Origin of the sequence: Microcystis sp. LE19-195.1E (assembly GCF_027532095.1) — a bacterium.
GTDB classification, from domain to species: domain Bacteria; phylum Cyanobacteriota; class Cyanobacteriia; order Cyanobacteriales; family Microcystaceae; genus Microcystis; species Microcystis aeruginosa.
Genome location: NZ_JAPZSZ010000101.1, coordinates 1 through 15,118, shown reverse-complemented (window position 1 = coordinate 15,118; position 15,118 = coordinate 1). Strand labels below are relative to the sequence as shown.

Genomic DNA, 15,118 nt, shown 5'->3' with positions numbered 1-15,118 from the left:
TATCAAATCAGCTATTATCATCGGTGGCATTAGTGGCATTATTATCTTATTAGGAGAAGAATTATTAATTAAAACTAAAGTAATTGATGATCCAGTGGGAGCAATTCCAGTACATCTTTTTTGTGGTTTTTGGGGAACAATGGCGGTGGGGTTATTTAGTAATAAAGATGCGAGAGAATTTGCCAATGGATTAACACAGGATAGTCCTATATCTCAAGTCGCTTTTCAATTTTTTGGATGGATTGTAGTCATGGCATTTACCTTTATTTTTAGTTTAATTCTCTGGCTAATGATTGGCAATCTCCTCTACTATATGCAAGTAATTGTTTTACGTCAAAAGAACCCACAGGTTAATTCCTCTCCTGTTGTCAGGAGTCAATCCTTCAATGTTTCTGACCTATTCTTTTTATTTTGGTCACGGGGAAGGGAAGGAATCCGAGTATCATTACCCGAGGAATTAACGGGTAGCGATGGGGTATTTAGTGATTGAAAAATTAATGTTTATTCAATAAGTTTTTGGCAATTTGGATTATCTTGCAAAGCTCGATCGATGCGCGATTTCCAATATCTGTCATTATGCCAACTTTTTGCCCAAGATTGAGCTTCTTTAAAGTTATCAGAAGTTGGGGGGATTTTGCACAAAATTTCAAAACCACCTTCTCTACCCGGCACATCAGCGACAAAATTATTTTTAGCTAGTCCTACTGCTTGCTGAATTAACCTTAATTCAGTTAATTGAGTCCCACACTTTTCAGGAAACTGATCACCTTGTTTCCTTTTCAAGTCTTGCAGTTGTTGAATATTCTCTTTTAAGGTAATATTCTCATCTCGTTTAGCACAAATTTCTGGAATACTAGGTGAGGGGGTCCCCACAGGATTTTTTGGTTGCTCAAATGACAAGAAAGTAAATCCAAGAAAGCCTAATAGTGCCAAGAAAGATAATATTTTAGTTAAACCAGCAGGAGAATTCTCCACATCAACTAATTTTTCTAGTTCTTGTTTAACCCATTGAACATTAAATACCCCTTTATAAATTCGATTGGCCACTTCTAGATACTCATTATTTTTAATTACTAATTCTGCTTGCTGAAGTGCCAATTTTTCCGGTTTATTATCAGCAAAGACTCTCCCCTGCAAAATGTCTTGATAGATTTCTAATGTTGACCTAACATTTTTATCAGGATTTAAGAGACTGTTTTGTATTTTCTGGAGATGGGCTGCCGCTTTATTTTGTAACCAATTTTCTACAATATTTTTCTGAATCAATTGTTCAATTACTGGTTTTTCTTCTCCTTCCCGCAACTCATTTTGATTGTCGATTAGCAAACCGATAACTATTTCCGTTAACTCCAAGTTACCACCCGTCCAAGCTAAAGTTTCCTCAATTAAAGCTGCTCGTTGATTCTCCTCAAATTTGGGCGTTAATTGTTTTTCAGCCAGTTGATATGCTTCCCCTTGACGTGCTATCTGTGCTTTTCGTTTGGCTGCGATTTCACTTAACTCTAAAAAACGCTTTTCTGACTCATTAATATCTTGATTTTCACTCCAAGTTAAAGCTTCTGCTAAATCTTGATCAGAAAGAAGTTTACTAGCATCTTCCCCTGAATTTAACCAAACTTCGTACTTTTCAATGTATGGAGGGATTTTATTTAATTCCGTTGTCACCCAATTTTCATTAAAAACATTTCTATAAATCTTATTATAAACTTTTAACTTTTGTCGGTCTTGAACTACCAATCCTGTTAAGCGTAATTCTATTTGATCGGGACTACCATCATCGGTAATTTCACCATTTTTTAAAATTTCTAGGTAAAGCTTCAGCATTCTTCTACCCGTGACACGCTTATTTAATAAACGATTCCGAATAGTTTTTAGGTGTTCTGGACTATCTTGAGATACCCAGTTACTAATTACTTGCGACTGGATAAAATCGCCGACAGTAATCGGGGTTGCTGGGGATTCCTTGCCAAATCCAGGGCGAGATGTGGAGATTAAATGACAAATTTTTTGAGTTAAAAACGGTTGTCCACCTGTCCAGTCTATAACCTCCTCTAAAACCCGTTCTGGTGCGATAACTTTGTCCTGCAATCCCTCGGCAAGTTTTCTGGCATCCTTTATAGTAAATCCAGATAATCGAATATCTTGACCAATATTAAAAGGACTACGATTATTATCTAGAATAAAGTTAGAAACTGCCGCTACCCCCAACATACAAAAGGTTAGACGTTGGTAATCCCTATTATGGGGACGTTTTTCATGACAGCTACGCAGCCAAGCAAAGAAATCATCTGTGGAAAATTTTAAACTCAGAACGCTATCAATTTCATCGAAACAGATAACAATAGGTCGGGATACCTCCTTTAAGAGAATTTCCTCAACAAATTGATCAAGACGATTAATAGCTGATTTATAGGCTCGTTCATCCCACCAAGTTTGCTCTTTTCCCCGAATAGAAAGATCAAACCGTTTAACCAGTTGCTCAAATAATACTCGATACCAAATATCTTCGGAGATGTTTTTTCCTATACCACTCAAATCAATGGTAGCACAATCAATATTATCCTCTTGCAGTCGTTTTTGTGTCTGTGCCCACAAACTTGATTTTCCCATCTGACGGGAATTTAACACATAGCAATACTGTCCATTTTTTAGATAGTTATAAAATAGATCATCTGCTTCCCGCTTGATATAACTAGGTGCATCTAGGGGAACGCTGCCTCCAACATGATAAAAATTGGTCGCCATAGCATTAAAATTAGCAATTTGTCTGATTGGTTAAGTTCGATGAATAATTTAATCAAAGGTTATCTGTGCCTAAGCTAGTCCGCATTTAAAGTTCTGGGTTCGATGGGGGAACGGGGAACAGGTGAAAACGAATATTAGATTTAGATGTACAACAGTTTAACTCAATATATTGGATTTTAGGAGGATAGGCGATACCTAAAATAGTCGCTGTATAGTGGATAACGGGGTTGAACAGCATTCTGCACAAAGGTTACTAATCCTAAACTATGAAGTTGCCAATTAATTGTTGCACCTAAATCAACGGGAGAAGAGGACTCTACAACCTTTTTCATTCCTGCTGCTAGGTTTGGATGTTCTTGTAAGTTTAGCAAATGTCCTCGCAAATGATCCCCATAAATCCCCGCTTCCTCGGATGCTGTCTCTAAAAAATCTGCTAAAGACAGTTGTTTTTGGGTAATCCCATAAATCGCCTTTTGGATTAAATAGGGATGTCCCCCGACAAGATTAATTATTTTTTGCAGTTCATCTTCTCCCAAGTCAGCCTGATATTTATTGGCTAGAATCAAGACCTGTTCTAGAGTAAAATCAGGTAACAGGATTTCTGTTCCTACATTCACAGGAGATTTATTCAGGTCAGCAGGAACATAATTTTCTGTGGAGTAGGTGATAATTAAGTGTAACTTTTGCCAAGTATTATTATTTTTTGCCTCCTCGTGCCAAAGACGAAATAAACTAAGGAAATCGTCGGCAACGCTGGTATAGGCAAAGAGACTATCTATCTCCTCTAAAACTAAAATTAGGGGTTTATCCAGCTTTTTGAGCAAATGGTCTTCAAAATAGGCAGTACAGCTATAAAGTCCTAATCCTTCTTGCCATTTTTCCTGAAAGAGAGCTGCTAATCCTAATTTCTTGGAAATAATCAAAGCAACCCAAGAGAGCAATCGGTCTAAATCGCTGAGAATGCCTTTACTTGCTTGTAAAAAACTGAAACTGACGGTTTTATACTCTCTTTTGTCAACTTGACTCAAAATTCTATCGACTAATAGGGTTTTACCCATCCCCTTGGCTGATTTAATCCGCAATAATGAACCTGCTTGACTCACCGTCTCCAGACAAAGCTGTTCCACTGGAGGACGTTCAATATACTTGGAAAAATCCGCGGCCCGGTTTTCTCCCTCATCCTCAGACGTGGCAGCTGGTGTTTCCTCCAACTCATCCCAGTCAGCGATTTCTTGATAATCAAGGGCTAATTTTTGACAAATTTCAAAAAAATTGAGATTACTAATCGATTTACCGTTAAGAAAAAGGCTAAGAGTCGATTTTGCGAACCCTAACTCCTCAGCAAGCAGCTGTTGAGTTCCGTAACCATTGCGTTTAACTGCTTGTTTGACTCTAGGGATATATTCCGATTTTACTTTAAGCGATCGCCCCATAACCGTGAAGATTATTGAAAAATTAATGACAACCTAATCTTATCTCAAATAAATCAAACGTATCTCAGACATTTACTCAAACGTATCACAAAAAACTCAGACATATCTCAGACATTTTAAATTGTTCTATGAGAACCTAGAGATTCAGACACAAATTAGTCTTCAAATAAAAGTCAGACATAATATCACAATTCCCAGTCCTCGACTCACACTTCGATGCGTAAATATGAAGGATAGAAAAAAAACTATAGGGAGCAACGACCGTGCATTATCGAAAAATCAAAAAGCTGCTATCTTTAGCTCTAATCACTTTCGCGTTATTGCTGCCTTTTTGGGAAGATAGTCGTGTCCAAGAAGAAGCAAAACCAAAACTCGTCGATCTTATCGAAATCCTGATTCAAGCCACGAAAATCTTGGAGGAATAAGTAGGGAGGCACAATTATTTGTAGGATGGGTTAGCGGTAGCGTAACCCATGCGGGGGTTGGGTTTCATGCTTCAACCCAACCTACGTTCATCTTATATTTAATTCCACCCACCTACTTAACAAAGAAAGTTGGTGCAATGTAGGGGCGCAACGTGGTCAGTGAGTTGCTCGAACTGCTTGCGCCCATAATGTAAGATTGTGAACATTTCACCAAAAAGTAACTGGTAGGCATAATCCTATACTATAATCAGTACAGTCATGAACTAGGCTCCTGTCCATCTGACTTGATTGACGTTTTATCTAATTTGGTTTATACCCCTCAGCAACATTCCTAAATTTATTGGAATTTTATGGCTAAAACAACTGATACCAATTATTTAACCTCCGCGGAGAAGTCTCTTTTATCTGATTTACTCAAAGTTAATGCTGCCACTGTCTTGAGCTTTGAAATTGAAACAGATAGAATTGGAGAAGCTAACTTACAAGATAAATTAGAAAAACTAGCGGACAAAGGCTATATCAAAGTCAATGAAGAAGAAAGCTACAAAATCTTTACTCCCACTTGGAAAACTCGTTGGCTGAGGGTAAATGGTATTTTGTAGTCAGGTTCTAACGGAATTAGATAAGTTTCCTTTTTTCAGTTCATTCACCCATTACCTATTTTTGGTAGATTCTCAGACAACTGCCGCCACCGACCTTTCTAGTGAAATACGGAAACTTCTGGGAGAAGATCGGTGGCCTTTTGTGGTGACTGCGATAATTATTGGAGTAGCAGTTGAAACTAGAAGTACCTATTTCTCAGCTTTTAGGATTCGTCATTTATTTCCCGATTTAAAAAAGGATTTTTTAAATACTTTTGTTAGGTTATTAATTCTCAAAGTTCTTATATCAATACTCTTATACCTTTTTATTCAATTTATATTTTCTCTATTAAGCTCAATCGAGGATAATGTATATGTTGGTTTAATCATTGCTCTGGTCTTCGGTTTTATTATTAGTTCCTTAAACCCTAATTTAGAACAAATCGACCAAGTAACGGGTGGATTTAGCTTATCGACAATTAATCCTGTCTCCAGTCTGATCAAAAAGCTATTAGAGTTGTACCAAGGATTTCAAATATCTATTATTAAGCCTTTAGACACGAAACTGCTAAAGAAGAGAACCAGCCTATATAATTCTATCAAGCCTAAATTTAATTGTTTTCAAATAGTTACTCTTCAGGAATACATCCAAGAATTAATCAGTAGATTTACACTGAAAGAAACGCAAGAGAAATATCAAGGAAAATTAAACGCTATCATCGGGGAAAAATTTAGTGACGAGGATAAGAGAGAAAGATTAATATGGTTATTATTTGATATAAGGGAGGTTACTTATGAAGAGATCAATAAAATTATAAATGACTCGAAAATTAGAAATGACTCGGATAAATCAGAAATTTTAGAAAGACTACGAGACATAGAACAGGGGAATAGTAGGATAAATTAAACGTCGGCCAGTTAATTAAATACACTTGTACTGTCTCTAATCGATTAACTGGAATCGATAAAAATCCTTGAGCGGGAGTGATGGGTTGACTTTTCCTGACAATTCTCGCTATCTGGATCAGAAAAAAAGTAACCGATGTGGTAATAATTCGGTAGTAGTGGCGTAGCCCTCTTGCTTACCTGGTATGAATTGTGTTAAATATTTATTAATAAAAATAATTGCAACCCGCTCAGTCTTTAAACCTCTAGCTTGAGCATGACTTTTATAATAAATATCTTTTTCTGGCTCCTGTCTGGCTGACTCAAATATCAGTCTAGCACCGAACAAAATACCCCCTTCACCTCTATTCCCCTGTCAAGCGTTGTGGTTCTCACCATACTATCAAGAATGGTTCTATTCATAATGGAAAACCCAAACGTCAAGGTAAAGAATGTGGTCAACCGTTGGTGATCAATCCCACTAATAAAACCGTCTCTGACGAAACCAAACAATTAATTGATCAACTCTTGCTCGAACGAATTTCCTTGCGAGGAATTGCGAGAGTAACAGGGGTAAGTTGGTCATGGTTACAAAATTATGTCAACAATAAACTGGCGGCTGTTCCCCGTCAAGTAAAGGTTTCGGACAAACCAAAAGGTAAATTGTTTAGAGAATGTGATGAGATGTGGTCTTTGGTTTTTTCTAAGACGATAAAGGTTTATATTTGGCGGTTAATTGATAGAAAGACAAGGGAAATTATTGGTTACTATTTAGGGTATGCTGAAAAAGTTTTTCCTGGGGACAGGGTGTGGGGTGTGGGGTGTGGGGTGATGGGAGTTGGGAGTGCCGGAGTTGGGAGATTAAAGCTGCCTTTTGCATGAGTGCCTTTTGCCTTCAGAAGCTGATCACTGAAAAGACTCCCCCAACACCCATCTCACTGCCGGGAAAATCGCTATAGAATAGAGAAAAAAGAGAATTGCGAGGAAAAAACTCTGTCTTTTAACCCGATTGTCATTCCCCCTTCCCCGGAAAATCCCGCTCGCTATCTAGTGATCATGCTGCACGGTTGGGGTGCAGATGCCATGGATCTGGCCCCCCTTGCATCGATGCTGGATCTAGCTGATTGTCAATTTTTGTTTCCTAATGCTCCCTTCGATCATCCCCAAGTGCCGGGGGGACGCGCCTGGTATGCTTTAGAAACCTCCGATTATCAAGGTTTAGTCGCTAGTCGTCAACAGTTGCACGATTGGATTATTTCCCTAGAAGCAACTACCGGTATTCCCCTAGAGCGGACTTTTTTGACTGGTTTTTCCCAAGGGGGAGCGATGACGCTGGATGTGGGTTTATCTTTACCCTTGGCGGGATTGGGTTCCTTGAGTGGTTATCTGCACGGTGAACCCCATCCCCAAGGACCACAAAATGTCTTAATTGTTCATGGTAAGCAGGATCCCGTCGTTCCTATCGCAGCTGCTCGTCAAGCCAGGGATTTACTGCTTGGTTTGGGGGTTAACGTCGAATATCACGAGTTAAATATGGGTCACGAAATCCCGATTCCGGCACTGACTATTTTACGCCAATTCCTCCGCAATCGTCTAGAAACTGCATGAATAATGCTCGTCAGCTGGCTTTGCTGATTTTACGGGATATCGATCGCTCCTCCGCCTATCCCGATCGCGCTCTTGATCGCCATTTGTCCGCTAGTTCCTTAAATTGTCTTGACAAAGCCTTGACAACGGAGATTGTTTATGGTATAATGCGCCGACAAAGAACTTTGGATGCGCTGCTCGATCGCTTGGGGAAAAAAACCGCGGCCCAGCAACCCCCGGATTTACGGCGAATTCTCCATATTGGTCTTTATCAACTGCGTTATCTATCCCAGATTCCCCCATCGGCGGCGGTGAATACGGCGGTAGAATTAACTAAAATCAGTCATTTAGGCAAATTAGCGGCGGTGGTTAACGGAATGCTGCGGCAATATCTCCGTTTAACTGCTAATGGCGACGATCCTTTACTTTTACCGGAAAATACCGCTTCTAGATTGGGTATTCTCCACAGTTTCCCCGATTGGTTGGTGCAATTGTGGTTAGATCGCTTTAGTGTTACGGAAACGGAACAACTGTGTCAATGGTTTAATCGCTCTCCTGACCTCGATATTCGGATTAATCCCCTGAAAACTAGCCTAGAAGCCCTAGAAAATGAGTTAGAATCAGCCAATATAACTTTTAATTATCTTAAGTTACCTCTAGCTTGCCGTTTAACCTCTGGTTTAGGCAATATTGAGCGTTTAGAGGGATTTCGAGCCGGAAATTACACCCTACAGGATATTAGCGCCCAATTAGTCACTTATCTACTCGATCCCCAGCCCGGAGAGACAATTATCGACGCTTGTGCAGCACCGGGGGGAAAAACCACTCATATTGCCGAATTAATGGGCGATCGAGGTAGAATATTAGCCTGTGATCAAACGGCATCCCGTTTACGACAGTTAGAAGCCAATATTAAAAGATTAGACTTAAAAGCGATCGAAATACATCTAGGGGATAGTCGCGATCGTCCCCAGTGGCACGGCATCGCCGATCGTGTACTAATCGATGCTCCCTGTTCAGGATTGGGAACCCTGCACAAGCGTCCTGATATACGTTGGCGACAAACACCCGAAAATTTACCTGTACTAGCCAAACGACAGGGGGAACTTTTAGCCTCGGCTGCCACTTGGGTAAAACCGAAGGGAATCTTAGTTTATGCCACCTGTACTCTCGATCCGTTAGAAAATGAAAGAGTGATCGAGCAGTTTTTAGCCGCTCATCCCGATTGGAAAATGGCCACTCCTGACTCTAATTCATGCTTCTCAGAATACTATACAGAAACGGGAGCGATCGAAGTGTTACCCCATCGGCATAATCAAGACGGTTTTTTTATGGCTAAGTTAGTCAAGGAAGTGTGGGATGAAAAATAAACAATTACTGAAAATTCTCATCGGTGTTGCTTGGATTGATGGTGTCATTCAACCATCAGAAAGAAATTATTTACGACAGGTAGCTGTGAGGGAAAAACTTGATGATGATCCGGAGATAAAACCACTATTATCGGAACTAAAACCAGTTAAAACCGGTGAATGTTATCGATGGTTAGAGTCCTATTTAGGCGATAATCCTAGTCCAGAAATCTATCAAGATCTACTAACATCGATTAGCACTTTAATCTATAGCGATGACGACGTGGACGTACAGGAAGCAAAATTATTAACCAAAGTGCAGAGTTTTGATCCGACTCATGATAGCCATCGATCGATGTTAGATAAATTAGTGACGGGAATTCAGAAATTGTACCACAAAGCAATTACTGAAAGTAATTAAGGAGTAGCTATCAGTGATGAGCAGGTCAAAAATTTCCCCGATAAAAACTGATAGCTGATCCCTAGATTTTAGGTAATAACTGTGGGTTGTTCCCGTCCGGTAGATTGACGAATTTGACCGATTTCTTCGGCTAAATCAATTAAGGGTTGTAGGGCCTTTTGGGTGTCGATATCGTGTTTACTTGCGTCCGGTTCATAACTTTCTAGATAAACCCGGAGAGTTGCTCCTTTAGTTCCCGTACCCGATAGACGATAAATAATCCGAGAACCATCGGTAAAACCAATGCGAATGCCTTGATTTTTACTCACACTACCATCCACGGGATCCGTATAGCTAAAATCATCGGCATATTCCACTTCATAGTTACCAAATTGTTTACCCTTAAGGTCTAAAACCAACTTCTGGAGACGTGCCATCATCTCTTTTGCCGGTTCTAAGGCGACTTCTTCATAATCATGACGAGAATAGAAATTACGACCAAATTCTTGCCAATGACTGCGAACAATTTCCTCTACAGATTCCCCTTTAACTGCCAAAATATTTAACCAGAAAAGAACCGCCCATAAACCATCTTTTTCGCGAATATGATTGGAACCCGTGCCGAAACTTTCCTCCCCGCAAAGGGTTGCTTTCCCCGCATCCAACAAATTACCGAAGAATTTCCAACCGGTGGGAGTTTCATAACAGTCAATTCCCAGTTTAGCCGCTACTCGATCGGCCGCCGCACTGGTGGGCATCGATCGCGCTACTCCCGTGATACCATTTTGATAGCCCGGTACTAGATGAGCGTTGGCTGTTAGTACCGCCAAACTATCACTGGGGGTAACAAAAAAATTCTGACCGAGGATCATATTGCGATCGCCATCTCCATCGGAAGCAGCCCCAAAATCCGGAGCCTCTTGACCGAAGAGAATTTCTACCAGATCATGGGCATAGACTAGGTTAGGATCGGGATGACCACCACCAAAATCCTCTAGGGGAATACCATTTAATACTGTACCTTTGGGCGCGCCTAAACGCTGTTCAAATATGGCATAAGCGTAGGGACCGGTTACCGCATGGAGAGAATCCATGCACATTTTAAACTTACCAGAAGTGAGTAGGGTCTGAATGCGATCGAAATCAAAAATCTTTTCCATCATTTTGACATAGGGAGTGACCGCATCGATCACTTCCACATCCATAGTTCCCAGTTTAAAGGAACTGGGGCGATCGAGATTAATATCGGCCCCTGAGAGGATTTTATAACTGCTAATCACCTTAGTCTCGGCATAAATTGCATCGGTGATATTTTCCGGGGCCGGTCCGCCGTTAGTAATATTGTACTTAATGCCAAAATCGCCCTCCGGACCGCCGGGGTTATGACTAGCGGAGAGAACAATACCGCCAAAAGCGTTATTTTCACGAATTAACCCAGAAATAGCGGGAGTGGAGACAATACCATCGGTTCCCACGAGTATTCTACCGATACCGTTAGCGGCGGCGATTTTCAGGATAGTTTGAATAGCTTGACGGTTATAATAACGACCATCTCCACCGACAACTAGGGTTTGACCCTCGATACCGTCTAAAGTATTGAAGATAGCTTGAATAAAATTTTCCAGATAATGGGGTTGTTGAAAAACGGGAACGGATTTTCGTAGTCCGGAAGTCCCCGGTTTTTGGTCACTAAAGGGTTTTGTGGCAACGGTTTCAATCGTCATAGTCTTTTCTTGATAGGCTGAGGCAATTGTCAACTTAAGTATATAGCAGTAGGTTGACAGCCAAGAAATCAGCTAGGAAAGACAACAGCTGGGGAGTCCCCTGTCATACTAAATCCTGTTTAAAAAGTCTAGGAGAGTGGGGAGACTACTTCGTGCGCGTTGCGGGGGGGAGATAGGGGAGTGGGGAGATAGGGAAGTGGGGGGAAGGGAGCAGGGAGAAGGGAAAACAAATAACAATAGTCTCCTGATTCCTGAATACTGACTTGAAAATAGAAGCTGAAATAACGCCAATTCGTCAATCATACTAAATCCGTTCAGTATAAGCTACATATCAGGAGAGGCACTCCTGCAAGCGGAGTGACTCTTAAATTATTACAGATGCGTCAGCGGCTGCGTGTAAGCATCCCACCGAAAAACTAATGCGCGGGGGGTTTGGGGGCGGCGCCACGCCCCCAACGGGGGGTTTGGGGGGTAGAACCCCCCAAAAGCTTGGATTGAGTGATCAAGTGGCAAGTAATACTAAATCCCTTGAGTATAGGCTAAATATCAGGAGAGGCAAAAGGCAATAGGCAAAACGGAGAATAAATAATCAGTTTTTAATAACTGGATTTAGTCTTAGCCGATAAATGAACCAGATTTGGGGGTATAAACCCCCAATAATAACCAATTTTAGCTATATCGCTTAATCGGCCCCTTCAATCGGTGCAAATCCCTGACGTTGAATATTCTCGCTGATGTGACGAGGTTCGAGGAATTGCAGCAGATAATCGGGACCCCCTGCTTTGGAACCTACCCCCGACATCTTGAAACCCCCGAAGGGTTGACGGGAGACAATCGCACCGGTGATTCCCCGGTTAATATAGAGGTTTCCCACTTCAAATTCCTGCGTAGCTCGGTTAATATGGGCAGGAGTGCGAGAATATAAGCCGCCGGTTAAAGCATAGTCGGTTCCGTTAGCTACAGCTAAAGCTTCCTCGAAATTACTCACTTTGATAATCGCCACCACTGGACCAAAAATTTCCTCCATCGCTATTACCGCATCAGGGGGAACATTTTTAAAGACGGTGGGACTGACGAAGTAACCCACTTCTGGAATTGGCATTTCTAGAGCCAATTCTGCCTCTTTTTTACCAGTTTCGATGTATTCCCGAATTCTTGCTTGAGCTTTCTCGTCGATAACCGGTCCTACTTCCGTACTCGGTAAATCCGTCGGCCCGATATTGAGGGACCCGGTAGCCTCGACAAAGCGATCAACAAAGCTATCATAGACGCTTTCCAGAACGATTATCCGCGAACAGGCCGAACATTTCTGGCCGGTGTAGCCAAAAGCGGACTTAACCGCACCGACAACGGCCTGATCTAAATCGGCACTCTCATCGACAATTAGGGCATTTTTGCCGCCCATTTCGGCGATAACTCGTTTTAGGTGTTTTTGACCCTTTTGCACGATGGAGGCATCTGTATAGATGCGACAGCCCACTTCTCGTGAACCGGTGAAGGCGATTAGGTGAACATCGGGATGGCTAACCAAATGCGCCCCCACTTGCGAACCTTTACCCGGGATATATTGGAAGACTCCAGCAGGAATACCCGCTTCTAGGAGAATCTCGGCAAATTTCGCCGTAATCACCGAGGAAGTCTCGGCAGGTTTCAATAGCGTACAGTTACCCGCTACTAAAGCCGCTACTGTCATCCCCACCGCAATGGCTAGGGGGAAATTCCAGGGAGAAATCACTAAAGCAATACCCCGGGGTTGGTAGGAATAACGATTATTCTCACCTGCTACGTCGAAATTATGCCCTAAATCCAGTCTTTCCATCTCGGAGGCGTAATAACGGCAAAAATCGATCGCTTCTGACACTTCCGGATCCGCCTGTTGGATAACTTTGCCCACTTCCAAACAAATCCAGGCCGATAACTCGTGTCGTCGCGCTTCCATCAAATCCGCCGCTTTTCGCAGTATTTCGGCTCTTTTAGCCACTGGGGTGCGTTTCCAAGCGGGAAAAGCCTGTTTCGCCGCTATGATCGCTTTTTCTGCCTGTTCCACCTCAATTAAGCCTACTTTCCCCACTATTTCCTGCGGGTTACAGGGATTAACGGAATTAATTTGAACATTGGTGGTGACGTATTCGCCGTTAATTAGGGGTAAATAGGTCTTACCGAGGGAATTTTTGACAAAAGTAAGGGCTTGACTCGCTTTATTTCGTAATTGCTCGTTGGCATAATCTGTATCGGCGGCATTAGGAAAACCGGGGATAATCGGGTTATCCTGGCCTAAAACCCGGGGGGCTGCGATTAAATCTTCCACGGGACGATCCTCCAAATTTTGCCGTAGGAAGGAACTATTAGCGGTATTTTCTAATAAACGGCGGATTAGGTAGGCCATACCGGGTAAGAGTTGTCCGTAGGGGGAATAAACCCGCACCCGATGACCCCGCTTCACTAAGGCTTTGGCTAATTGGTCGCCCATGCCGTACAATACCTGCATTTCAAAGCGACGACGGGGAATTTCTAAACTTTCTGCGATCGCACAGGCCAAGGCTTGCGATCGCACGTTATGACTACCGATGGCGGCGTATAAATATTGATGATTTTCCAATAATAACCGCGTCATCCGTTCATAATTGGCATCGGTGGCCGATTTTTCGTTATATACCGGCTGTGGCCAATGATTTTGCCGAGATTTAATCGTTTCCTGATCCCAGTAAGCGCCTTTGACTAGCCGGACAGTCAGGGGATAACCGCGCTTTTTGGCCCAATTAATTAAATCTTGTAAATCTTGGGCAGAATCTCTTAAATATGCCTGTAGGGTGATGCCAATATCGGTACGACTGCGAAATTCTTCTTCTAGGAGTAATTCTTTCAGGATAGCCAGGGTGAGGTTTTTATAAACGTACTGTTCCATATCAAAATGGACTGCTACCCCTAACTCCTGAGCGCGTCGCAACAGTAGGCGAATGCGATCGCAGACTTTCTCCTTACTGCCAATCGGATCCATGGGATCAAACTGAGAATAAAAGGCAGTTAGCTTGACAGAAACCTGCACTTGTGGTAATAAGTCGCCGTCCGCTTCATCAATTTGGCTAACTTTATTCCATTTGGTCGCTTCTTGAGCCAAATGGGTCATTAAATCCAGATAACTTTGTAGATAAACTTGGGTTTCCGCTTCAGTAATTACCGCTTCACCGAGGAGATCTATGGTAAAAGCCATTTTTTCCTTCCGCAGACGGGTGACAGTGCGAGTAATTTGCTCTAGGTCTTCCCCGGCGATATACTTACGAGCTAAGGTTTCTACGGATTTACTGATCAGACTGGCGGCCGTTTGAGCCGGTAGGGAGTTAGGATCACTAAAGTTGAGGATACTTTTCAGCGCACTGGGCAGTTCTACGGAAGCATCACCGAGGTATTGTTGGAGATGATTAGCAATCTCGGCATTACTGCGTAAAGCGGGTAAACAGTCAATAAAACGGAATAATTGTACTCGTAAATTGGGGTTAGACATTGCCCAATCGAGTAATTTATCATCCCAACGCATTTGATCCTGTAAAGCAGACCAAAGACCTTTTTTTTCCCGAGTTTCGGCTAAAAGTTGTCTAGCGATCTCTTGGGTTTTGGTTTCGTAGTTTTGAGTTGAGTCGATTTGGATAACCACGGTGATTCAAGTAAAAAAATTATCAACGGGATTCAGCTTTCAGCAAGCTACCGTCAGCCTTCAGCCTAAAATTCAGTTTTTGAGCTTTTTCAGCTGATTGCCGCTCTTAATGGCTCTTTTCTCTGGTTTATATTCTTACCGAAGGACTAATCAAAGCTAATAGCTGATCGCTTTTGCTGAACACTCTATTGTACTCGATCAAGCGGGGAAGTGGGGGTGTGGGGTGTGGGGAAGTGGGGAGGTGGGGTAGTGGGGTAGTGGGGTAGTGGGGTGTGGGGTGTAGGGTGTGGGGTGTAGGGTGTGGGGTGTGGGGTGTAGGGTGTAGGGTGTGGGGTGT

12 protein-coding genes and 2 pseudogenes are annotated in these 15,118 nt (G+C 42.2%); 8 read left to right on the top strand and 6 right to left on the bottom strand.

The annotated features are described in order from the left end of the window. Positions 1 to 490 (top strand): annotated as a pseudogene (locus tag O9300_RS06235) (ammonium permease); the annotation flags it as partial. A gap of 11 nt (positions 491 to 501) precedes the next feature. On the opposite strand, the gene O9300_RS06230 reads toward O9300_RS06235, so the two are convergent. Both O9300_RS06230 and O9300_RS06225 read right to left on the bottom strand, forming a co-directional pair. Beyond that, complete coding sequence (locus O9300_RS06230; protein WP_287970673.1) at positions 502 to 2,745, bottom strand: AAA-like domain-containing protein; 2,244 nt, start codon at positions 2,743 to 2,745, stop codon at positions 502 to 504. A gap of 176 nt (positions 2,746 to 2,921) precedes the next feature. Further along, positions 2,922 to 4,178 (bottom strand): AAA-like domain-containing protein, encoded by a 1,257-nt coding sequence (locus O9300_RS06225; protein ID WP_287970670.1) that lies wholly within the window; start codon positions 4,176 to 4,178, stop codon positions 2,922 to 2,924. Positions 4,179 to 4,441: 263 nt separating this feature from the next. Here O9300_RS06225 and O9300_RS06220 point away from each other — a divergent pair, with 263 nt between their 5' ends. The 7 genes and pseudogenes from O9300_RS06220 (at position 4,442) to O9300_RS06190 (ending at position 9,426) form a co-directional block, all read left to right on the top strand. Next, positions 4,442 to 4,603: a hypothetical protein gene (locus O9300_RS06220; RefSeq protein ID WP_172969774.1), complete on the top strand. Its 162-nt coding sequence runs from the start codon at positions 4,442 to 4,444 to the stop codon at positions 4,601 to 4,603. A 350-nt stretch (positions 4,604 to 4,953) separates the two neighbouring features. Beyond that, positions 4,954 to 5,205 carry a hypothetical protein gene (locus O9300_RS06215; RefSeq protein WP_287970667.1) on the top strand — a complete coding sequence of 84 codons (252 nt, stop codon included), beginning with the start codon at positions 4,954 to 4,956 and terminating at the stop codon, positions 5,203 to 5,205. Further along, positions 5,192 to 6,091 carry a hypothetical protein gene (locus O9300_RS06210; RefSeq protein ID WP_287970665.1) on the top strand — a complete coding sequence of 300 codons (900 nt, stop codon included), beginning with the start codon at positions 5,192 to 5,194 and terminating at the stop codon, positions 6,089 to 6,091. The genes O9300_RS06215 and O9300_RS06210 overlap by 14 nt, the downstream gene beginning before the upstream one ends. A 255-nt stretch (positions 6,092 to 6,346) precedes the next feature. Next, positions 6,347 to 6,858: pseudogene (locus O9300_RS06205) on the top strand (IS1-like element transposase); the annotation flags it as partial. A gap of 267 nt (positions 6,859 to 7,125) precedes the next feature. Then, entirely contained in the window at positions 7,126 to 7,677 is a 552-nt protein-coding gene (locus O9300_RS06200; RefSeq protein WP_044034764.1) for an alpha/beta hydrolase, read from the top strand. Further along, on the top strand, positions 7,674 to 9,026 hold the full coding sequence (locus O9300_RS06195; protein ID WP_002760081.1) for a 16S rRNA (cytosine(967)-C(5))-methyltransferase: 1,353 nt from the start codon (positions 7,674 to 7,676) through the stop codon (positions 9,024 to 9,026). The genes O9300_RS06200 and O9300_RS06195 overlap by 4 nt, the downstream gene beginning before the upstream one ends. Beyond that, complete coding sequence (locus O9300_RS06190) at positions 9,016 to 9,426, top strand: tellurite resistance TerB family protein (protein WP_271930435.1); 411 nt, start codon at positions 9,016 to 9,018, stop codon at positions 9,424 to 9,426. Before O9300_RS06195 ends, O9300_RS06190 begins: the two co-directional genes overlap by 11 nt. Before the next feature lie 68 nt (positions 9,427 to 9,494). Here the strand turns inward: O9300_RS06190 and O9300_RS06185 are convergent, their stop codons facing one another. From O9300_RS06185 to O9300_RS06170, 4 genes are all read right to left on the bottom strand, one after another. Continuing rightward, positions 9,495 to 11,129, bottom strand: coding sequence for an alpha-D-glucose phosphate-specific phosphoglucomutase (locus O9300_RS06185; protein WP_287732981.1), 1,635 nt, complete (start codon positions 11,127 to 11,129; stop codon positions 9,495 to 9,497). A 128-nt stretch (positions 11,130 to 11,257) separates the two neighbouring features. Next, positions 11,258 to 11,428 carry a hypothetical protein gene (locus tag O9300_RS06180; protein ID WP_287970662.1) on the bottom strand — a complete coding sequence of 57 codons (171 nt, stop codon included), beginning with the start codon at positions 11,426 to 11,428 and terminating at the stop codon, positions 11,258 to 11,260. A gap of 383 nt (positions 11,429 to 11,811) precedes the next feature. Next, entirely contained in the window at positions 11,812 to 14,781 is a 2,970-nt protein-coding gene (gene pruA / locus O9300_RS06175; RefSeq protein WP_287970661.1) for an L-glutamate gamma-semialdehyde dehydrogenase, read from the bottom strand. A gap of 127 nt (positions 14,782 to 14,908) precedes the next feature. Next, the coding region (locus O9300_RS06170) for a hypothetical protein (protein WP_287970660.1) at positions 14,909 to 15,118 on the bottom strand (210 nt) is incomplete at its 5' end.

Excerpts from the sequence above, each read along its gene's own strand:
- O9300_RS06215 (WP_287970667.1), top strand. The coding sequence starts at position 4,954 with ATGGCTAAAACAACTGATACCAATTATTTAACCTCCGCGGAGAAGTCT.
- O9300_RS06230 (WP_287970673.1), bottom strand. The coding sequence starts at position 2,745 with ATGGCGACCAATTTTTATCATGTTGGAGGCAGCGTTCCCCTAGATGCA.
- O9300_RS06195 (WP_002760081.1), top strand. The coding sequence starts at position 7,674 with ATGAATAATGCTCGTCAGCTGGCTTTGCTGATTTTACGGGATATCGAT.
- O9300_RS06190 (WP_271930435.1), top strand. The coding sequence starts at position 9,016 with ATGAAAAATAAACAATTACTGAAAATTCTCATCGGTGTTGCTTGGATT.
- O9300_RS06210 (WP_287970665.1), top strand. The coding sequence starts at position 5,192 with ATGGTATTTTGTAGTCAGGTTCTAACGGAATTAGATAAGTTTCCTTTT.
- O9300_RS06200 (WP_044034764.1), top strand. The coding sequence starts at position 7,126 with ATGCTGCACGGTTGGGGTGCAGATGCCATGGATCTGGCCCCCCTTGCA.
- O9300_RS06225 (WP_287970670.1), bottom strand. The coding sequence starts at position 4,178 with ATGGGGCGATCGCTTAAAGTAAAATCGGAATATATCCCTAGAGTCAAA.
- O9300_RS06185 (WP_287732981.1), bottom strand. The coding sequence starts at position 11,129 with ATGACGATTGAAACCGTTGCCACAAAACCCTTTAGTGACCAAAAACCG.